The organism is Serratia sp. CY83965, from assembly GCF_052166375.1.
Taxonomy (GTDB): Bacteria; Pseudomonadota; Gammaproteobacteria; order Enterobacterales; family Enterobacteriaceae; genus Serratia; species Serratia marcescens.
Map to the genome: position 1 here is coordinate 1 of NZ_JBJNOV010000018.1, position 21,334 is coordinate 21,334.

15 protein-coding genes are annotated in these 21,334 nt (G+C 60.5%); 12 read left to right on the plus strand and 3 right to left on the minus strand.

Annotated features, from left to right (window positions below; all coding sequences use genetic code 11):
• Positions 1–123 precede the first annotated feature (123 nt).
• The 3 genes from ACJ8PL_RS23095 to mutH form a co-directional block, all read right to left on the minus strand.
• Complete coding sequence (locus tag ACJ8PL_RS23095) at positions 124–342, minus strand: YgdI/YgdR family lipoprotein (protein ID WP_016929923.1); 219 nt, start codon at positions 340–342, stop codon at positions 124–126.
• Positions 343–497: 155 nt separating this feature from the next.
• The gene (locus ACJ8PL_RS23100; RefSeq protein WP_110147347.1) at positions 498–1,214 is read right to left on the minus strand and encodes a TerC family protein; all 717 of its coding nucleotides are present in this window, start codon (positions 1,212–1,214) and stop codon (positions 498–500) included.
• A 93-nt stretch (positions 1,215–1,307) separates the two neighbouring features.
• The gene (mutH, locus tag ACJ8PL_RS23105; RefSeq protein ID WP_033632226.1) at positions 1,308–1,994 is read right to left on the minus strand and encodes a DNA mismatch repair endonuclease MutH; all 687 of its coding nucleotides are present in this window, start codon (positions 1,992–1,994) and stop codon (positions 1,308–1,310) included.
• A 696-nt stretch (positions 1,995–2,690) separates the two neighbouring features.
• Here mutH and rppH point away from each other — a divergent pair.
• From rppH to recD, 12 genes are all read left to right on the plus strand, one after another.
• On the plus strand, positions 2,691–3,218 hold the full coding sequence (gene rppH / locus ACJ8PL_RS23110) for an RNA pyrophosphohydrolase (protein ID WP_004931849.1): 528 nt from the start codon (positions 2,691–2,693) through the stop codon (positions 3,216–3,218).
• Positions 3,219–3,230: 12 nt separating this feature from the next.
• Positions 3,231–5,477, plus strand: a complete 2,247-nt coding sequence (gene ptsP / locus ACJ8PL_RS23115; RefSeq protein ID WP_016929920.1) for a phosphoenolpyruvate--protein phosphotransferase — start codon at positions 3,231–3,233, stop codon at positions 5,475–5,477.
• 222 nt (positions 5,478–5,699) lie between these two features.
• Complete coding sequence (gene lgt, locus ACJ8PL_RS23120) at positions 5,700–6,572, plus strand: prolipoprotein diacylglyceryl transferase (RefSeq protein ID WP_016929919.1); 873 nt, start codon at positions 5,700–5,702, stop codon at positions 6,570–6,572.
• Between the two features lie 7 nt (positions 6,573–6,579).
• On the plus strand, positions 6,580–7,374 hold the full coding sequence (gene thyA / locus ACJ8PL_RS23125; protein WP_016929918.1) for a thymidylate synthase: 795 nt from the start codon (positions 6,580–6,582) through the stop codon (positions 7,372–7,374).
• Positions 7,375–7,548: 174 nt separating this feature from the next.
• Entirely contained in the window at positions 7,549–8,052 is a 504-nt protein-coding gene (locus ACJ8PL_RS23130) for a prepilin peptidase-dependent protein (protein ID WP_016929917.1), read from the plus strand.
• Positions 8,046–8,624, plus strand: coding sequence for a prepilin peptidase-dependent protein (locus tag ACJ8PL_RS23135; protein ID WP_016929916.1), 579 nt, complete (start codon positions 8,046–8,048; stop codon positions 8,622–8,624). The genes ACJ8PL_RS23130 and ACJ8PL_RS23135 overlap by 7 nt, the downstream gene beginning before the upstream one ends.
• Positions 8,621–9,067 (plus strand): YgdB family protein, encoded by a 447-nt coding sequence (locus ACJ8PL_RS23140; protein ID WP_028127672.1) that lies wholly within the window; start codon positions 8,621–8,623, stop codon positions 9,065–9,067. Before ACJ8PL_RS23135 ends, ACJ8PL_RS23140 begins: the two co-directional genes overlap by 4 nt.
• Positions 9,057–9,413 carry a prepilin-type N-terminal cleavage/methylation domain-containing protein gene (locus ACJ8PL_RS23145; protein ID WP_028127671.1) on the plus strand — a complete coding sequence of 119 codons (357 nt, stop codon included), beginning with the start codon at positions 9,057–9,059 and terminating at the stop codon, positions 9,411–9,413. The genes ACJ8PL_RS23140 and ACJ8PL_RS23145 overlap by 11 nt, the downstream gene beginning before the upstream one ends.
• Before the next feature lie 31 nt (positions 9,414–9,444).
• A complete protein-coding gene (gene recC, locus ACJ8PL_RS23150; RefSeq protein ID WP_442531407.1) occupies positions 9,445–12,816 on the plus strand; it encodes an exodeoxyribonuclease V subunit gamma in 3,372 nt (1,123 codons plus the stop codon).
• Positions 12,817–13,048: 232 nt separating this feature from the next.
• Entirely contained in the window at positions 13,049–15,937 is a 2,889-nt protein-coding gene (ptrA, locus tag ACJ8PL_RS23155) for a pitrilysin (RefSeq protein ID WP_060445384.1), read from the plus strand.
• Complete coding sequence (gene recB, locus ACJ8PL_RS23160; RefSeq protein WP_442531408.1) at positions 15,934–19,485, plus strand: exodeoxyribonuclease V subunit beta; 3,552 nt, start codon at positions 15,934–15,936, stop codon at positions 19,483–19,485. The genes ptrA and recB overlap by 4 nt, the downstream gene beginning before the upstream one ends.
• Positions 19,482–21,332 carry an exodeoxyribonuclease V subunit alpha gene (recD, locus tag ACJ8PL_RS23165; RefSeq protein ID WP_318670165.1) on the plus strand — a complete coding sequence of 617 codons (1,851 nt, stop codon included), beginning with the start codon at positions 19,482–19,484 and terminating at the stop codon, positions 21,330–21,332. Before recB ends, recD begins: the two co-directional genes overlap by 4 nt.
• Positions 21,333–21,334 lie beyond the last annotated feature (2 nt).

Sequence of the window (21,334 nt, forward strand, 5' to 3'; positions counted from 1 at the left end):
CCGTCGGGCGGCGATGTCGCCTTTCCTGACTATAACCAAGCGGTGAAGATGGGGGAAGCGGATTCAGTGCGCAGACGAATGAGGGCTACCGCGCTTGAACGGGCGATAGCCGGCGAGCGGTAATTAGCGTTCGATAACCTGGGAAACCTGATCGCCGTTGATCTGGCGGTGGTTGCCTTTCTCGTCTTTATAACTGATGAGTCCGGTGTCTGTGTCGATCTCCGGTTTTCCTTGCGTCAGGATCATGTTGCCGTCTTTAGTCGCCATGACGTAGTCGCTGGAACATCCCGCCAAACCGGCGGCCATAACCAGCGCAGACACTGCCATTACCCACTTTTTCATCCTGCGGATCCTCGATTATGCAGAAAACAATGTTCTTTCAAGATTAGCAAACTCTCGGCCGGGGGCGTCTCAGATAAGTCTTTATCTGATAAGAAAAAGTGAAATGAGGGGGCAATGAAACGGCGGAAGCCGCCGCTGGCGGCTTCCATATCGCGTTATTCCGGCACGTGATTTTTTTTGCTGCGCATCAGATTGAGCGCTTCTACCGACATGGAGAAGAACATGGCGAAATAGATGTAGCCTTTCGGCACGTGCACCTGGAAGCTTTCCAGCATCAACGTGAAGCCCACCAGGATCAGGAACGCCAGCGCCAGCATTTTTACCGACGGATGGCGGTTAACGAACTCGCCGATCGGCCGGGCGGCGAACATCATCACGCCGACGGCGATCACCACCGCCGCCATCATGATGAACAGATGGTCGGAAAGGCCCACGGCGGTAATCACCGAATCCAGACTGAAGATGATATCCAACAGCATGATTTGCACGATCGCGCCGAAGAAGCTGTGCACCTTGGTGTGGTGCTCTTCTTCCGAACCTTCGATGGTTTCGTGGATCTCTTTGCTGGCTTTCCAGATCAGGAACAATCCCCCCAGCAGCAGGATTAAATCGCGGGCGGAAATGGCGTGATCCAGCACGGTGAACAGCGGGTGCGTCAAGCGGATCACCCAGGCGATAGAGGCCAGCAGCGCCAGGCGCATCAGCATGGCGGCGGCCAGCCCGAGCCGGCGAGCTTTGTTCTGTTGCGCTTTGGGCAGCTTGGCTACCACCAGCGACAGAAAAATGATGTTATCAATACCCAGTACGATCTCAAGAATGGTTAGCGTACCTAACGCTAACCAGGCATTGGGATCCATAATCCATTCGAACATTGCCCGACACACCTTAATAAATGCAAAGCGTGAATTATACGCGTTTATCGCGGCGCTGACAGGGTTAGCTAAACCAGAGTTAAACGAAATCGCTTAGATTGAGAAATGTCTTGCCAGCAGCGCGCCGGTAAAGCCCTTTTTCAGATAGAAACCGCGCGGCAGCGTCATGATAGGTTGCCCCTGTTCGCCGATGGCTTCGGTGAGCGCCTTGTTGTTGGCCGCTTTGGGGCGCAGTTGCAGCACTTCGCCGTGGCGTGCGGTGATGCGTTCTACGTGACCGAGCACGATCAGATCCATCAGTTCTTCCCAATCGCGGCGCAACCTCTCTTCTTCTGCAAGGCTCGGGCTCCACAGCAGCGGCGAACCGACGCGGCGCTGGGCCAGCGGGATTTGCCGTTCGCCTTCTACCGGTATCCACAACACGCGCGCCAGCTTGTGGCGAACGTGGCTGCTGGCCCAGGTGACGCCGCTGTTGCCGGTGAGCGGGGCGACGCAGACGAAAGTGGTTTCCAGCGGTTTGCCGGCGGCGTCGACAGGAATGGTTTTCAGCTCAATGCCCAACTCGGGAAAATCCTGTTCCGGTTTGCTGCCGGCCATGGCGCCGAGATACAGCTCCAGCAGCATGCCCACCCAGCCTTTATCGCGTTTCAGATCCTTGGGGATCGGCAATTGCGCACGGGCGGCCAGTTCGCCAAAGCTGAAGCCGGCCAGCGCCTGAGCGCGCTCGAACAGCTGCCGTTCATTTTCCGGCGGGGGCGGCAAAGGGGATAAAAATGCCATAAATCAAGCCTGTCGAATTTGGTTGAAAAACGTACTGCAATTATACACGGCGAGCGATAACCGCTATCGCCTGGGGAAAAGAATAATAGTAGCATGATTTTACATGACTTTTTTTCTTTCTTTACGCGGGCGACAATGCACTCGCGGGGCTTGTTCACCTGAAGCCACCGACAATAAACAGGATCTTACACCTATTTATCCACAGATTTATGGGATAACCCAAATTTTTACCGATCACTGGTTCAATTTACAGCCTTGACTCAGGCGGGTTTTTACGAATTTGTCCGTTTTGTGCGTAACTTGCCCGGATAATCTGTGGATAAAAACGGCGTTGGTGGATCTTTCGCCAGGGTAAGATCCTTACCGTGCATAGATCACATTTTTGTCCTGTGCATCACTGCGAGATATTGGTTAACTATATGTTTTTAAGTTTAATATTTGTTTTTAGGTATGAGGGCGGATTTTAGAGGACGAGAGTTTTACCGGCTTATCCCTCGAGTTCTGCACACACCTATCCACAGAAAAAGTGAATAAAACCGGTCTGAAAGGCTGGGGTATGTTTATAACTTTGCCAATATCTGTGAGTTATCCCAATGTTATCCGGCCCGCAGCGCCGTAAAGCAGTGGTTTACCGCCTGTAGCTTGTGTGAAACAATCAGGACATCTATGCGAATTTAAGCTTATCGAGGTAGTCCGGTGATCGATGATGATGGCTACCGCCCGAATGTTGGTATCGTAATCTGTAATCGTCAGGGGCAGGTCTTATGGGCCCGCCGTTACGGTCAGCACTCCTGGCAGTTTCCCCAAGGTGGGATTAACCCTGGCGAAACTGCGGAGCAGGCGATGTACCGTGAGCTGTTCGAAGAAGTGGGGCTGAGTAAAAAGGATGTGCGCATCCTGGCTTCGACCCGCAACTGGTTGCGCTATAAATTGCCGAAACGTTTGGTGCGTTGGGACACAAAGCCGGTTTGTATCGGCCAAAAGCAAAAATGGTTTTTGTTGCAGCTACTGTGCAATGACGCTGATATCAATATGCAGCGCAGCAGCACGCCGGAGTTCGACGGTTGGCGCTGGGTGAGCTTCTGGTATCCGGTGCGCCAGGTGGTGTCGTTCAAACGCGACGTCTACCGCCGGGTGATGAAAGAATTCGCCGTGACCGTGATGCCGATGCAAGAGCAGGCGGCGCCGCGGCAGGCTCCCGCTTATCGCCGAAAGAGAGGTTAAGTTAAGCCGACTATGCTCACGCGCTTGCGAGAAATTGTAGAGAAGGTGGCCGCGGCGGCCAGTCTGACGGATGCGCTGGATCTGCTGGTCAATGAAACCTGTCTGGCGATGGACACTGAAGTGTGTTCCATCTACCTGGCGGACAACGATCGCCGCTGCTACTACCTGATGGCCACGCGCGGGCTGAAAAAGCCGCGTGGGCGCACTATCGCATTGGCGTTTGACGAGGGCGTCGTCGGGTTGGTCGGCCGCCGAGCCGAGCCTATCAACCTGGCCGATGCCCAAAGCCACCCCAGTTTCAAATACGTTCCGCAGGTGAAAGAGGATCGTTTCCGATCCTTCCTCGGGGTGCCGATCATTCATCGGCGCCAACTGCTGGGGGTGCTGGTGGTGCAGCAGCGCGAGCTGCGCCAGTTCGATGAAAGCGAAGAGTCTTTCATGGTCACTCTGGCCACGCAGATGGCCGGGATCTTGTCACAGTCGCAGCTCAACGCCATTTTCGGCCAGTATCGCCAAACGCGCGTGCGCGCACTGGCGGCCTCGCCCGGCGTGGCGGTGGCTGAAGGGTGGCAGGACAGTAGCCAGCCTTCGCTCGATCAGGTTTACCGCGCGTCGACGCTGGACACCGCCAGCGAGCGCGAGCGCCTGACGCTGGCGCTGGAAGAGGCCGGCGCGGAGTTTCGCCGCTTCAGCAAGCGTTTTGCCGCCAGCTCGCAAAAAGAGAGCGCGGCGATCTTCGATCTTTATTCTCACCTGTTAAACGACGCCCGCCTCAAGCGCGAACTGTTCGCCGAAATCGACAACGGCTCGGTGGCGGAGTGGGCGGTGAAACAGGTGATAGAAGCCTTTGCCGAACAGTTCGCCAAACTGCAGGACACCTACATGCGCGAGCGCGGCAGCGATCTGCGCGCGCTGGGCCAGCGCCTGCTGTTCCACCTCGATGACACCACCCAGGGCGCCACCCAGTGGCCGGCGCGTTTTGTGCTGGTGGCGGATGAGCTGACCGCGACATTGCTGGCCGAAGTGCCGCAGGATCGCCTGGTCGGCGTGGTGGTGCGCGACGGTGCCGCCAACTCGCATGCGGCGATTTTGGTGCGGGCGATGGGGGTGCCGACGGTGATGGGCGCCGACATCCAGCCTTCTCTGCTCAGCCAGCGGTTGCTGATCGTTGATGGGTATCGCGGTGAACTGTTGGTCGATCCTGAACCGGTGCTGGTGCAGGAGTATCAACGGCTGATCAGCGAAGAGCTGGAGTTGAGCAAGCTGGCGGAAGACGACGTCGAGCAACCGGCGCAGTTGAAAAGCGGCGAGCGTATCCAGGTGATGCTGAACGCCGGCCTCAGCCCGGAACATGAACAACTGTTGGGCGGCAGAGTGGATGGCGTGGGGTTGTACCGCACCGAAATCCCGTTCATGTTGCAAAGCGGTTTCCCCTCCGAAGAAGAACAGGTCGCGCAGTATCAAGGCATGCTGCAGCTTTATCCGAGCAAGCCGGTTACGCTGCGCACCCTGGATATCGGCGCCGACAAGCAACTGCCCTATATGCCGATCAGCGAAGAGAACCCTTGCCTGGGGTGGCGCGGCATCCGCATCACTCTGGATCAGCCGGAGATCTTTTTGATTCAGGTACGCGCCATGCTGCGCGCCAATGCCGGCACCGGCAACCTGGGTATTTTGCTGCCGATGATCACCAGCCTTGAAGAGGTCGACGAAGCTAAACGCCTGATTGACCGAGCCGGGCGCGAGGTGGAAGAGGTGCTCGGCTACGCGATCCCGAAACCGAAAATCGGCGTGATGCTGGAAGTGCCATCGATGATTTTCCTGATCCCGCATTTGGCCGGGCGCGTTGATTTCATTTCGGTCGGCACCAACGACTTGACCCAGTACCTGCTGGCGGTGGATCGCAACAACACGCGGGTCGCCGCGCTGTATGACAGTTTGCATCCCGCGATGTTGCAGGTGCTGAACTTGATCGCCGAGCAGGGGAAAGCGGCCGGGCTGCAGCTTAGCCTCTGCGGTGAGTTGGCCGGCGATCCCATGGGCGCGCTGTTGCTGGTGGGCATGGGCTATCGCAATCTGAGCATGAATGGCCGCAGCGTGGCGCGCATCAAATACCTGCTGCGACATATTGACCTGGCCGACGCCGAAATGCTGGCTCACCGGGTGTTGAATACCCAGATGACCACCGAAGTGCGCCATCTGGTGGCGGCGTTTATGGAGCGGCGCGGCATGGGTGGGCTGATCCGCGGGGGCCGATAACCGCCGCGCGGTGTGATTTTTTTACAGAACTTTTCCCGCCCTGCCGGACCGGACCGCGCTAAGCCTATGTTATGATGCGCAACCTCAGCGCGGCGCATGCTCGTCGCCTTGCAGACCGCAGCGGCCAATGCCGCCGTTTGCAAGGCGCGGGATAATTTCCGTCGCCGCTTGGCACCTGCCGCCCCCGCATGGGGAAAAATAACAGACATGTTGTGGTGATAGATGAGCAATAGCTATCTGGCGTTTCCTAAATTTGATCCGGTCATTTTCTCCATTGGCCCGGTTTCTCTGCATTGGTACGGCCTGATGTACCTGGTCGGCTTCGTTTTTGCCATGTGGCTGGCGGTGCGTCGCGCCAACAAGCCGGGCAGCGGCTGGACCAAAGACGAAGTGGAAAACCTGCTCTACGCCGGCTTCCTGGGCGTATTCGTCGGCGGCCGCGTCGGCTATGTGCTGTTCTACAACCTGCCGCTGTTCCTGGATAACCCGCTCTATCTGTTCAAGGTCTGGGATGGCGGCATGTCGTTCCACGGCGGCTTGATGGGGGTGATTCTGGTGATGTTCTGGTTCGCTCGCCGCACCAAACGCACCTTCTTCCAGGTTTCCGATTTTATCGCGCCATTGATCCCATTCGGCCTGGGCGCCGGCCGCCTCGGCAACTTTATCAACGGCGAACTGTGGGGCCGCGTGACCACCGATACCCCTTGGGCGATGTTGTTCCCAAGTTCGCGCAGCGAAGACGTGGCCCTCGCCGCCGCCGATCCCTCTTTGTTGCCGTTGCTGAATCAGTACGGCGTACTGCCGCGCCACCCGTCGCAGCTGTATGAACTGCTGCTGGAAGGCGTGGTGCTGTTTATCATTCTGAACCTGTTTATTCGCAAGCCGCGGCCGATGGGCGCCGTATCAGGCCTGTTCCTGATCGGGTATGGCGCATTCCGCATCATCGTTGAAGCGTTCCGCCAGCCGGATGCCCAGCTCGGCCTGTTCGACGGCGTGATCAGCATGGGGCAGATCCTGTCCATCCCGATGGTGGTGGCCGGTATTATTATGATGATTTGGGCGTACCGTCGTCGCCCACAGCAACAACTGTCGTGAGGAACAAATGAAACAGTATCTGGATTTGATGAATAAGGTGCTCGCCGAGGGCACCCCTAAAGCCGACCGTACCGGCACTGGCACATTGTCGATTTTCGGCCACCAGATGCGTTTCAACTTGCAGGAAGGTTTCCCGTTGGTGACCACCAAGAAATGTCATCTGCGTTCGATCATTCATGAGCTGTTATGGTTCCTGAACGGCGATACCAACATCGCCTACCTGCGTGACAACAAGGTCACCATTTGGGACGAGTGGGCCGATGAAAACGGCGATCTCGGCCCGGTGTACGGCAAACAGTGGCGCGCCTGGGGCGCAGCGGACGGCCGTCAGATCGATCAGCTGAGCAACGTGCTCCAACAGCTGAAGCAAGATCCGGATTCGCGTCGCATCATTGTTTCCGCCTGGAACGTCGGCGAGCTGGATCAGATGGCGTTGGCGCCGTGCCACGCGTTCTTCCAGTTCTACGTGGCGGACGGCAAGCTCTCTTGCCAGCTGTACCAGCGTTCCTGCGACGTTTTCCTCGGCCTGCCGTTCAACATCGCCAGCTACGCGCTGTTGGTGCACATGATGGCGCAGCAGTGCGATCTGGAAGTGGGCGACTTCGTCTGGACCGGCGGCGATACCCACCTGTACAGCAACCACATGGAACAGACTCAGCTGCAGCTGACGCGTGAACCGCGTCCGTTGCCGAAACTGGTGATCAAACGCAAACCGGCTTCACTGTTCGATTACCGTTTCGAAGACTTCGAGATCGAAGGTTACGATCCGCACCCGGCCATCAAGGCGCCGGTCGCGATCTGACCTTAACCGCATCACACCAGGGGCGCAGCGATTGCGCCCCTTTTTTTATCCGCATTGCGTACCGCACCGCATTTTTTTGTCGCCGTCTGCCATCGTAGAGAAAACATTGCGCAGCTTGCCGCAGCGCTTGCGCATGCGGCTTTACCGCGTTGTTACGGCCCTTACACTGGCGGCATGAACGACAATACTCTCTCGAACATCGATGATCGCCAACGGGGCATGACGCTGATTGAGCTAATGGCGGCGATCCTGATCGCCGCCATGCTCACCGGCTGGGGCGTCGGGCAATGGCGCTATCATCAGCAAGCGCTGCGGCTGGAACACACGGCCCAACAACTGCTGGCGTTTTTGCTGCGATTACAGGCGGACGCCAACTGGCGTAACCGCACGGCGCTGCTGTGGTTCAAGAATGGCACGCCCTGGTGCCTGGGCGGCGGTGTGCCACCGACGGATTGCATTTCCGCCGAAGGCTCCGTTTTCTTGCCGCCTTATCGCGACGTTGTGCTGAGTGGCTACTCCGGCAAAGAGATTGGGTTTTATGGTTTGCGCAATACTGCGCAGGCGGGGCACATCCTTCTCAGCAACGACGCAGGCAGCCTGCGGCTGGTGCTGTCCGCCCGTGGGCGGCTGCGTTTGTGCAGCGAAGGGCTCCGGATAAGGGGGATCGCGCCATGCTGACTGTCGAACGCGGTTTTACCTTGCCGGAGGTGATGTTGGCGCTGGTGTTCGGTAGCGTGATCGCGCTCGGCGCGGCGAAAACTTACCCGCTGTTACGCCAGCAGAACGTGGCCGTCGGTCAGCACTTTCGGCTGGAGTCAACGCTGCGACAGTTGGCGTTCGGCATTGAGAAAGATCTGCGCCGCGCCGGTTTTTGCGCCGGGCAATGCGCTGGCCGGCCGCTGCTGATAGGCCAGGCATCGGGGGAAACGGCTGGCAGCTGCGTTATCGTTGCCTACGACATTGCTCGCAGCGGGCAATGGCTCACTTCGGGTGAGGATGCAGGCTATTTCGGTTATCGACTACGTAATGGCGGCTTGGAAGGGCAGCGCGGCGTGAGCCAATGCGAGGGCGGTGGCTGGGAGCGGCTGCTCGATCATGACGAAGTGCGCATTGAGCGGTTTCATGTGGCGATAGAGCGGGGCGATCACGGCGCGGCATTGGCTCGCCTGACGCTGACGGGGCGCTCCGCCAGCGATACGCGTATCAGGCGCAGCCTGAGCGGGAGCGTCGAAATGGCGGCGCTGCCATGAAGCGGCGAACCCAGCGAGGTGGTAGCACCCTGGCGGCGGTGATGTTGCTGCTGGCGCTGGGGCTGATGTTGCTCAATGCTCAACAGCGGCAATTGGATAACGCGCTGTTACTGGCCGCCGATCAGCAGCGTTACCTTCAGGCTTACAATCAGGCCGCTTCGGCGCTGAGTTGGGGCATGAGCCAGCGTTGGCCGCGCGCCGAGCTGAGTGCAGCGGCCTGGCTATGCAGGCAGCGCGTGGAACTGACGGCTTGCGCTCGGCTGTCAGCCAGAGCGGGAGTGGTGACGGTTCGCGGCCTTGGTGAGATGCGCGGCGGTGAACCGGTATGGCTGTATCAATGGGGCACCTTTAACGGCGCGGAGGCTGCTGGCAAGTTGCAAGCACAGCCGGGCGGTCGGCTGGATTTTTGTCCCGAGAAAAGGTTGGCCGACTGTGAAGGCTAACGCTCGGGCAGCGTGGATATCCCGCAACGGCTTCAGTCTGCCGGAAGTGTTGGTGGCGGCCTTGCTGTTCTCGGTGTCGCTGCTTGGCTTGTTACAGTATCATCAGGTGCTGTTGCAGTCGTTCCAGCGCCAGTGGCACTACCGGCAAGCCTGGGGGCTGGCGCACCAGCAGTTGGAGGCGTTCGCCGTCATCGGCCGGCTCGAGGCTGAACCGCTGCCGGAAGGGTGGCGGCGCGAGACGGCACTTGACGATGCGGGGAGCGATTGTCACCGATTGACGGTCAGGATCCAAACGCCGCAGCGGCAGTGGGCAACGCTGAGCCGCTGGTATTGCGCCCGTTTTTGAGCCGTATGTCTTTTTTTTTAAAGGAGTCTTCATGTTCACTGTTTATCATTCCAATCAGCTGGATTTGTTGAAAACGCTGACCAGCGCGCTGATAGCCAGAGATCCGTTGACCGATCCTTTTCAACAGGAGGTGGTGCTGGTGCAAAGCCCCGGCATGGCGCAATGGCTGCAGATGCAGCTGGCGGAACAGTTCGGTATCGCAGCCAATGTCGCGTTTCCGCTGCCGGCGACCTTCATTTGGGACATGTTCACCCGGGTGTTGCCGGATATTCCGAAAGAGAGCGCCTTCAGCAAGGATGCCATGACCTGGAAGCTGATGTGGTTGTTGCCGGAGATGCTGACTCAGCCGGCATTTGCGCCACTGCAGCACTATCTCACCGATGACGGCGACAAGCGCAAAATCCACCAATTGGCCGGCCGGGTTGCCGACCTGTTCGACCAGTATTTGGTTTATCGCCCGCAGTGGCTGGAGAGCTGGCAGCGCGGCGAGCGCATCGACGGTCTGCCCGAGGCTCAGCAGTGGCAGGCGCCGCTCTGGGCGCGGCTGGTGGAGTACACGCGCGAATTGGGGCAGCCGGAATGGCACCGCGCCAATCTGTACAGCCGCTTTATCCACGCGCTCGAGCAGGCAACAACGTGCCCGCCCGGTTTGCCGCCGCGGGTGTTTATCTGCGGCATCTCGGCGTTGCCGCCGGTCTATCTGGAAGCGTTGCAGGCGCTGGGGCGGCATATCGACATCCACCTGATGTTCACCAACCCTTGTCGCTACTATTGGGGCGACATTCAGGATTATGCTTTCCTGGCCCGCTTGCAGAGCCGCAAGCGTCGTCATTACCACCAGGCTCGCGAGCAAGGGCTGTTTCGCGAGCCGGCCGACGCGGCGCGCCTGTTTGACGCCGAAGGGCAGCAGCAACTCAGCAACCCGCTGCTGGCCTCTTGGGGCAAGCTGGGGCGCGATCACCTCTATTTGCTGTCGCAGATGGAAGGGGCGCAAGAGGTCGACGCCTTTGTCGATATCCCGGCGGATACCATGCTGCACGCCGTTCAGCGCGACATGCTGGAGTTGGAAGATCATGCGGTGATCGGTATTACCGCGGAAACGCTGGAAAGCAGCTTCAGCAAACGCCCGCTTGATGAGAACGACCGCTCCCTCAGCCTGCACGCCTGCCACAGCCCGCAGCGGGAAGTGGAGGTGCTGCACGATCAACTGCTGACCATGCTGGCGCAGGATCCCGCGTTGACGCCGCGCGATATCATCGTGATGGTGGCGGATATCGACAGCTACACGCCTTATATTCAGGCGGTGTTCGGCAATGCCCCCGCCGAGCGCTACCTGCCGTTCGCCATTTCTGACCGCAAAGCGCGGCAGGCGCATCCGGCGCTGCAGGCGTTCATTTCACTGCTCGATCTGCCGCAAAGCCGCTTTACCTCGGAACAGGTGCTGGCGCTGCTGGAGGTGCCTGCCCTGGCCGCCCGTTTCGCCATTGGCGAAGAGGGGCTGCGTCTGTTGCGCTACTGGGTCGGTGAATCCGGCGTGCGCTGGGGCCTGGACGACGATAACGTGCGCGAACTGGATCTGCCCGCCACCGGTCAGCATACCTGGCGCTTCGGTATTACGCGCATGCTGCTCGGCTACGCGATGGACAGCAATGCCGGCGATTGGCAGGGCATTTTACCTTACGATGAATCGAGCGGGTTGGTCGCCGAACTGGCGGGGCAGTTGGCAGACCTGCTGGCGCAGCTCAGCCACTGGCGGCAAATTTTGAGCGAAGCGCGCCCGCTCGAGGCGTGGCTACCGCTGTGCCGGCAACTGCTGGATGCCTTCTTCGAAGCGGAGAGCGACACCGAAGTGGTGCTGGCATTGATCGAGCAGCAGTGGCAGCAGGCCATCAATTTTGGCCTAGCGGCGCGCTATCCCGATGAGGTGCCGTTGACCATTCTGCGCGACGATCTGGCGGCGCGCCTCGATCAGGAGCGCATCAGCCAGCGCTTCCTTGCCGGGCAAATCAACTTCTGCACGCTGATGCCGATGCGCTCCATTCCGTTCAAGGTGGTGTGCCTGCTGGGCATGAACGACGGCGTGTATCCGCGCACGCTGCCGCCGCTGGGTTTCGATCTGATGGCGCAGCAGGTCAAACGCGGCGATCGCAGCCGGCGCGATGACGACCGCTATCTGTTCCTGGAAGCGATTTTGTCCGCGCAACAGCGGCTGTATATCAGTTTCATCGGCCGTTCCATTCAGGACAACAGCCCGCGCTACCCTTCGGTGCTGGTCACCGAGCTGCTGGAGTACCTGGAACAAAGCTATTGCCTGCCGGGAGATGAAGAACTCAGCGCAGACGACAGTGCTCGGCGGGTTGGTGAGCATTTGCTTAAGTGGCACGCGCGCATGCCGTTCGCCGCCGAGAATTTCTTGCCGGGCTCGGAGGAGCAAAGTTATGCCGCCGAGTGGCTGCCTGCCGCCGATGGTCGCGGTGCGGCGCACCCGGCCTTCAACCAACCGCTGCCCGCCGAAGCGCTGCAGCAAATATCGTTGGATGAGCTGCTGCGGTTTTACCGCCATCCTATCCGCGCCTTCTTCCAGCTGCGGCTGGGCGTCAGTTTTATCCTGGAAGAGACTGAGCTGCCGGACGAAGAGCCCTTCACGCTGGATAACCTCAGCCGTTACCAGTTCAACAGCCAACTGCTGAATACCCTGATCGACGGCGACGATCCCGAACGGTTGTTCCAACGGGTGCGTGCCGCCGGCGGCTTGCCCTATGGCGCCTTCGGCGAGATCTATTGGCAAAAGCAGCAGGAAGAGATGAGCGAACTGGCCGAGCAGGTGCGTGCGGAACGCGCAGAGAGCCATAGCCTGGAGCTGGATATCGATATCGCCGGCGTACGTCTCAGCGGCTGGCTGCATCAGGTGCAGGATGACGGCCTGTTGCGCTGGCGGCCCGCCACGTTGTCGGCGGTGGACGGCATATTGCTGTGGCTGGAGCACCTGGTGTACTGCTGCGCCGGCGGCACCGGCGAGAGCCGCATCTACGGTCGCAAGAACTCCGCCTGGCGCTTTGCCGCGCTGGCGCCTGAAGAGGCGCAGGCGCAGCTGGCGGAACTGCTGGCGGGCTATCAGCGCGGTTTGTGTCAGCCGCTGCTGTTGCTGAACAAGAGCGGCTGGGCGTGGCTGAGTCAGTGCTATCAGCCGGAAACGCAGCAAATCGACTGGGAGGAAGAAGCGCAAATTAAGGCACGCGCCAAATTGCTGCAGGCTTGGCAGGGCGATCAGCGCATTCCCGGAGAAGGGGAAGATCCCTACGTGCAGCGAGTATTCCGCCAATTGGATAATGAATACTTAGCGCAAATACTGGCCGAAACAGAGCGTTATCTGCTGCCGGTGGCGCGACATAACCTGGGGTAACAATCCCCCGGTGGTGCTGTACGGCGGGAGGTGGTAAAAATAACGAAGGTTATATTCAACCATTGGGGTGATTCCCGGTCTTACATAACGTACAGGCATATACCCGCCGTGTTTCGGGCCGCCACATTGGCGAAGATCCCGGCGAGTACAGATTTGGTTATGTGGTTTTGATGCACGTCGCCAACGTCAGGGAGTGGGCGTAGCGACGTCAGAATAGGGGTTTATTTTGGATATGCGCAGACAGTTGGTCCGTATCACCGGGCTGGTACTATTGGCTATGTGTTGGGCACCGTTGAGTTGGGCCGCGCAAGGATGGCAACCGCTGACGGAGAAGATCAACAAGAGCGAACACGATCCGCGTCAGTATGAAGCGATCAAGTTGGCTAATGGCATGACGGTGTTGCTGGTGTCTGATGCCCAGGCGCCGAAATCGCTGGCGGCGCTGGCATTGCCGGTTGGATCGCTCGAAGATCCGAACAGCCAACTGGGATTGGCGCACTATCTGGAACATATGGTGCTGATGGGCTCCAAACGCTATCCAGAGCCGGAAAACCTGTCCGAATTCCTGAAAAAGCACGGCGGCAGCCACAACGCCAGCACGGCCTCTTATCGCACCGCCTTCTATCTGGAAGTGGAAAATGACGCGCTGGAGCCGGCGGTCGACCGCATGGCCGACGCTATTGCCGAGCCGCTGCTGGATCCGGGCAATGCCGATCGCGAGCGCAATGCGGTGAACGCCGAGTTGACGATGGCGCGTTCGCGCGACGGCATGCGCATGGCGCAGGTCGGCGCGGAAACCCTTAACCCGGCGCACCCGAGCGCGCGCTTCTCCGGCGGCAATCTCGATACGTTGAAAGACAAGCCGGACAGCAAGTTGCACGATGAACTGACCGGCTTCTATAAGCGCTACTATTCCGCCAATCTGATGATGGGCGTTTTGTACGGCAATCAGCCGCTGCCGCAGCTGGCTGACATTGCGGCGAAAACCTTTGGCCGCGTGCCGAATCATGACGCCAGCGTGCCGCCGATCACCGTGCCGGCCGTGACGCCGGAACAGCAGGGCATCATCATTCACTATGTGCCGGCGCAGCCGCGCAAGCAGCTGAAGGTCGAGTTCCGCATCGATAACAACAGCGCCGCGTTTCGCAGCAAAACCGATACCTACATCAGCTACCTGATCGGCAACCGCAGCAAAAACACCTTGTCTGACTGGTTGCAGAAGCAGGGGCTGGCGGACGCCATCAATGCCGGCGCCGATCCGATGGTGGATCGCAACGGCGGCGTCTTCGCTATCAGCGTCTCGCTGACCGACAAAGGCCTGGCCCAGCGCGACCAAGTCGTCGCCGCCATTTTCAACTACCTGAAAATGCTGCGCAGCGAAGGCATCAAGCAGAGCTACTTCGATGAAATCTCGCATGTTCTGAACCTGGACTTCCGTTATCCGTCGATCACGCGCGACATGGACTATATCGAATGGCTGGTGGACACCATGCTGCGCGTTCCGGTTGAGCATGCGCTGGACGCGCCTTATCTGGCCGACCGTTATGATCCTAAGGCGATCGCCGAACGCCTGGACGCCATGACGCCGCAAAACGCGCGCATCTGGTTCGTCAGCCCGGATGAACCGCACAATAAGACGGCCTATTTCGTCAACGCGCCTTACCAGGTCGACAAAATCACGCCGCAGCGCTTTACGCAGTGGCAGCAGTTGGAGAGCGGCATTTCCCTGTCGCTGCCGGCGCTCAACCCGTACATCCCGGATGACTTTACCCTGACCAAGCCATCGCACGAGTTCAAAAAACCGGAAAGGGTGGTGGATAAACCCGGCCTGCGCGTGCTGTACATGCCGAGTCGTTACTTCGCCGACGAGCCGAAGGCCGACGTCACCGTCGCTTTCCGCAACGCCAAAACCATGGATTCCGCGCGCAATCAGGTGCTGTTCTCGCTGACGGATTATCTGGCCGGCCTCGCGCTGGATCAGTTGAGCTATCAGGCGTCGGTCGGCGGGTTGAGCTTCTCGACCTCGCCGAACAACGGTCTGATGTTTAACGCCAACGGCTTCACCCAGCGTTTGCCGCAGTTGCTGACGGCGCTGATCGAGGGTTATTCCAGCTTCACGCCGACGGAAGATCAGTTGGCGCAAGCCAAATCCTGGTATCTGGAGCAGTTGGACGCCGCCGAGAAGGGCAAGGCGTTTGAGCTGGCCATTCAGCCGGTGCAGATGGTTTCCCGCGTGCCGTATTCCGAACGCAGCGAGCGCCGCGAGGTGCTGAAGACGTTAACGCTGAAAGACGTGCTGGCCTATCGCGACAGCCTGCTGGCCGAGGCCACGCCGGAGCTGCTGGTAGTGGGCAACATGAGCAAGCAGCAGGTCGACACGTTGGCGTCGACGTTAAAACATCGTCTGGGCTGTACCGGTAGCGAATGGTGGCACGGCGAAGACGTGGTGGTGGACAAGAATCATCTGGCCAACCTGCAACAGGTGGGCAGCAGTACTGACTCGGCGCTGGCGGCGGTTTATGTGCCGACCGGCTACGACGAAGTGACCGGCATGGCCTACAGTTCGCTGCTGGGGCAGATTATTCAGCCGTGGTTTTACAGCCAGCTGCGCACGCAGGAGCAATTGGGGTACGCGGTCTTCGCCTTCCCGATGTCGGTAGGGCGCCAGTGGGGCGTGGGCTTCCTGTTGCAGAGCAACAGCAAACAGCCGGCCTACCTGTACCAGCGCTATCAGGATTTCTACCCGAAAACCGAGAAACGCCTGCGCGACATGAGCGAGGCGGACTTTGAACAGTACAAACAGGCGCTGATCAATGAGCTGAAACAGCGGCCGCAAACCCTGAGCGAGGAGGCCAGCCGGTTCGCCAACGATTTCGATCGCGGCAACTTCGCCTTCGATACCCGTCAGAAGCTGATCGCGCAGGTGCAACAGCTGACGCCGGCCAAACTGGCGGATTATTTCCACCAGGCGGTGATCCAGCCACAGGGGCTGGCGGTGCTGTCGCAGGTCAGCGGCAGCGGGCAAGACAAGGCGGATTACGCGGCGCCTAAGGACTGGGTCACCTATCCGAACGCGTCGGCATTGCAGCAGATTTTGCCGCGTAAAGTGGCGACGCCATGACGGAAATTGCCCCGCAGAGGTTGGAGCCTCTGTCGCTGCCGCTGTTCGGCGAACGCCTGATAGAAGCGTCGGCGGGCACCGGCAAAACTTTTACCATCGGCGCGCTGTACCTGCGTTTGCTGCTGGGGTTGGGCGGTGAAGCAGCGTTTCCCCGCCCGCTGACGGTCGAAGAAATCCTGGTGGTGACCTTTACCGAGGCCGCCACCGAGGAGCTGCGCGGGCGTATCCGCGACAATATTCACGGATTACGCATCGCCTGCGTGCGCGGTGTCAGCGCCAACCCGCTGTTTTCGGCGCTGATGGCTGAAATTGACGATTTGACCGACGCCGCCTCGCAGCTGCTGGCGGCGGAGCGGCAGATGGACGAAGCGGCGATCTACACCATTCACGGCTTTTGCCAACGAATGCTGACGCACAACGCCTTCGAGTCCGGCATGCTGTTTGAACAAACGCTGGTGCAGGACGAGCTGCCGCTGCGGCGGCAAGCCTGCGCCGATTTCTGGCGTCGCCACTGCTATCCGTTGCCGCTGGGCGTGGCGAGTGCGGTCAGCCAGGAGTGGAGCGGCCCGGAAGCGTTGCTGGCCGATCTCTCCGGTTATCTGCACGGTGAAGCGCCGGCGCTGCGTCGGCCGCCGAAGGATGAAGAAACCGTCCTGATGCGCCACGAGCAGATCGTCGCGCGCATCGACGCCATCAAGGCGCAATGGCGGGCGGAGGCGGGCGATCTGGAAGCGTTGATCGCTCAGTCCGGCGTCGATAAGCGCAGCTACAGCAGTAAACACCTGCCGAACTGGCTGAACAAGGTCGGCGAATGGAGCGGGCAGGAGACTCAGGACTACCAGTTGCCGAAGGAACTGGATAAATTTCGCCAGTCGGTGCTGCTGGAGAAGACCAAGAAAGGTGAGCCGCCGCGGCATACGCTGTTCACGGCGATAGATGAGTTGTTCGCTGAACCCTTGACGCTGCGCGACCTGATCATGGCGCGTGCGCTCAGCGAGATCCGCACCTCCATTCAGCAGGAAAAGCGCCAGCGCGCCGAACTGGGATTTGATGACCTGCTCAGCCGGCTGGACGGCGCCCTGCAAAGCGGCGGCGGCGAACAGCTGGCGCAGGCGATCCGCCAGCGATACCCGGTGGCGATGATCGATGAATTCCAGGATACCGATCCGCAGCAATACCGTATTTTCCAAAAACTTTACGTCGGCCGGCCTGATTGCGGCCTGCTGTTGATCGGCGATCCCAAGCAGGCGATTTACGCCTTTCGCGGCGCCGACATCTTTACCTACATGCGCGCGCGTTCAGAGGTGAGCGCCCACTATACGCTGGAGACCAACTGGCGCTCGTCGCCGTCGATGGTCGCCAGCGTCAATCACCTGTTTTCTCAGGTAGAAAAGCCTTTCCTGTTCGGCCAAATCCCCTTTATTGAAGTTAACGCGGCGGAAAAGAACCAAGGGCTGGCGTTTGAATTGCACGGCAAGCCGCAGCCAGCGATGCAGTTCTGGCTGCAGCAGGGAGAAGGCGCGGGTGTAAGTGATTACCAACAGCTGATGGCGCGCCTGTGCGCCACGCAAATTCGCGACTGGCTCAGCGCCGGGCAGCAGGGCCAGGCGCGGCTGCAGAGCGGCAAGGAGTCACGGCCGGTACAAGCCTCCGATATCACGGTGCTGGTGCGCAGCCGCAATGAGGCGGCGTTGGTGCGCGATGCGCTGAGCGCGCTGTCTATTCCGTCGGTCTACCTGTCCAACCGCGACAGCGTGTTTGACACCCCGGAGGCCAAAGACCTGCTGTGGTTACTGCAGGCGGTGTTGGCGCCGGAGCAGGAGCGCACGCTGCGCAGCGCCATGGCCACCGGGCTGATGGGGTTGGACGCGCCGACGCTGGACGGCCTGAGCCGCGATGAGCGCGCCTGGGACGCGCTGGTTAACGAGTTCGACAATTACCGCACGCTCTGGCTGCGCCGCGGCGTGTTGCCGATGCTGAGCGAGGTGATGAAAGCGCGCCAGCTGGCGGAGAACCTGTTGGCCAGCGCCGGCGGCGAGCGTCGCCTGACCGACGTGCTGCATCTGGGAGAACTGTTGCAGGAGGCGGCGGCGCAGCTCGACAGCGAGCATGCGCTGGTGCGCTGGCTGGCGCAGCAGATCGCCCAGCCTAATCGTCAGTCCGATAATCAGCAGCTGCGGCTGGAGAGCGACCGGCATCTGGTGCAGGTGATCACGATCCACAAATCCAAGGGGCTGGAGTTCGATCTGGTGTGGTTGCCATTCATCGGCAACTTCCGCCAGCAGCAACAGGCGCTGTATCACGATCGCCACAGTTTCCAGGCATTGCTGGATCTCGACGCCAATGAAGAGAGCCAGGCCTGGGCGGAGGAGGAGCGGTTGGCGGAAGATCTGCGTCTGCTGTACGTGGCGCTGACCCGCTCGGTGTACCACTGCAGCATCGGCATCGCGCCGCTGTTCCAGGGCACGCGCAAGAAACAGGGCGATACCGATCTGCACCGCAGCGCATTGGGTTATCTGGTGCAGGGCGGGCAGGCCGGCGACGCCGTGTATCTGCAGGAACGTCTGCAGCAATTGGCGGGCGGGGGTATCGCACTGTCGCTGGTTGAACCGCCGGACGAAAAACCCTGGCAACCCCAGACGGAACTGGCCGAAGCGCTGGCGGCGAAAAGCTTTACCCGGCGGATCCAGGATTTTTGGCGGGTGACCAGCTATACCGGTTTGCAACAGCACGGCGCGAGCCTGATGCAGGATCTGCTGCCGCGTCTGGATGTCGACGCGGCGGGCGAGCGGAGTGAGGAGAGTGAGCCAGCGCTCACACCGCATACTTTCCCGCGCGGCGCGGCGCCCGGCACCTTCTTGCACAGCCTGTTCGAAACGCTGGACTTCACCCAGCCGTTGGATGAACAGTGGCTGTTGGCACAGCTGCAACAGCAAGGATTTGCCGAACACTGGCAGCCGATTTTGCTGGCGTGGATGCAGGTATTGCTCAACACGCCGCTCGCCGACAGCGGCGTGACGCTGGCGGCGCTAACGCCGCAGCACAAGCAGGCCGAGCTGCAGTTCTATTTGCCGATCAACCGGCTGTTGCAGGCGAAGGAGCTCGATGCCCTGGTGAAGCGTTACGATCCGCTTTCCGCCCGCTGTCCGGCGCTGGATTTCCATCAGGTGCAAGGCATGCTGAAAGGCTTTATCGACCTGGTGTTCTGTTGGCAGGGCAAATACTACCTGCTGGACTACAAGTCCAACTGGTTGGGGGAAGACAGCAGCGCCTATACCCGGCCGGCGATGGAGCAGGCGATGGCGGAGCATCGTTACGATCTGCAATATCAGCTGTATACGCTGGCGCTGCACCGTTATCTGCGTCATCGGCTGCCGGATTACGATTACCGGCGCCATTTCGGCGGGGTGATTTATCTGTTCCTGCGCGGCGTGGATGCGGCGCACCCGGGCAACGGCATTTTCACCTGTCTTCCCGAGTTTGAGCTGGTGGCGGGGATGGATCGTTTGTTCAGCGGCGAGGCCGCTGCGACGGAGGATGGATCATGATCGCACTGCTGGAGCAGGCGGTGGCGCTTGGCGTGTTGCGCCCGCTGGACGTGCAGTTCGCCCGCGTGGTGGCGAACGAAGACGAGCCCGATATTTTGCTGGCCGCCGCCTGCCTGAGTGCAGAGGCGGGGGCCGGTCACGTCTGCCTGATGCTGGAGCAGCTGCAGGCGGATACGCTGTTTGAAGGGCGCCAACCGGCGCTGGCGCTGGCGGTGTGGGAGGCGGCCGGGCGGCCGGATGGCGTGCGTTGGCAGCAGCGCCTGGCGGCCAGCGCGGCGGTCGGGGATGGCAGCGAGGCTACGCCGCTGGTGCTGCGCGGGCCGCGCTTGTATCTGCAGCGCATGTGGCAAAACGAAGGTGAAGTGGCGGCGTTTATCGGCGGCGAAGGCGAGTCGCTGGCGGTGCCGGAGGCTGAACTGCGCACTATTCTTGACCGTTTGTTCGGCTCGGCGAGCGATGAACCCGATTGGCAGAAGATCGCCGCCGCGGTGGCCGCCACACGGCGCATTGCGGTCATTTCCGGCGGGCCGGGCACCGGTAAAACCACCACCGTCGCCAAGCTGTTGGCGGCGCTGGTGCAGTTGGATGAAAGCGCGCGCTTGCGCATTCAGCTGGCGGCGCCGACTGGGAAGGCGGCGGCGCGCCTGACGGAGTCGCTTGGCAGCGCCAGCCGTCAGCTGGCGTTGACCCCGGCGCAGCAGGCGCTGTTCCCGACGGAGGCGGCGACGTTGCACCGCCTGTTGGGGGCGCAACCGAACAGTCAGCGCATGCGCTATCACCGCGGCAACCGGCTGCATTTGGATGTGCTGGTGGTGGATGAGGCCTCGATGGTCGATCTGCCGATGATGGCGCGCCTGATTGCCGCGTTGCCCGATCGGGCCCGGGTGATTTTCCTTGGCGACCGCGATCAGCTGGCCTCGGTGGAGGCCGGCGCGGTGCTGGGGGATATTTGCCGTTTTGCCGAGCAGGGATACAGCGATGCGCGCGCTGCAGAGCTGAGCCGCCTGACCGGCTGTTCGATCGAAGGACGGCTGGCCGTTGCGGAAGCGGCGGTGCGCGACAGCCTGTGCCTGCTGCGCAAGAGCTATCGCTTCGACGCCCGTTCCGGCATCGGTCAACTGGCGTTGGCGGTCAACGCCGGAGCGGGGGATCGCGCGCTGGCGGCACTAAACGGCAGTTTCGGCGATGTCATGGGTTATGCGTTGGCGACGAGTGAAGAGTATCAGACGCTGTTGGATGCCTGCGTGGCGGGCTATCGCGACTATTTGCGGCTGACCGCCGAAGGCGCAGACGCGGCGGCGGTGCTGGCGGCCTTTGGCCGCTTCCAGGTGCTGTGCGCGCTGCGTGAAGGGCCGTTTGGCGTCGCCGGCCTGAACGAGCGCATTGAGATCGGGTTGCAGCGCGCCGGTCTGATCGACCGTAAACCGGGCGTGCTCGGCCGTTGGTATCGGGGGCGGCCGGTGATGATCGGCCGCAACGACAGCGCGCTGGGGCTATTCAATGGGGATATCGGCATTACGCTGCCGGATGAGCGCGGCGAGCTGCGCGTGCATTTCCAATTGCCGGATGGAAGCATCAAGTCGGTGCAGCCGAGCCGTTTGCCGGCGCATGAAACCGCCTATGCCATGACGGTGCACAAATCTCAGGGATCGGAATTTGACCATACGGTTCTGGTGTTGCCGAATCACTTCCTGCCGGTGCTGACGCGTGAATTGGTCTATACCGCGATCACTCGCGCGCGTAAGCAGCTCTCGCTGTATGCCACGGAGGCGGTGTTGCTGCGGGCCATTCGCACGCCGACCCAGCGCCGCAGCGGATTGGCTGAACGATTACAGGCAACGGAATAAAC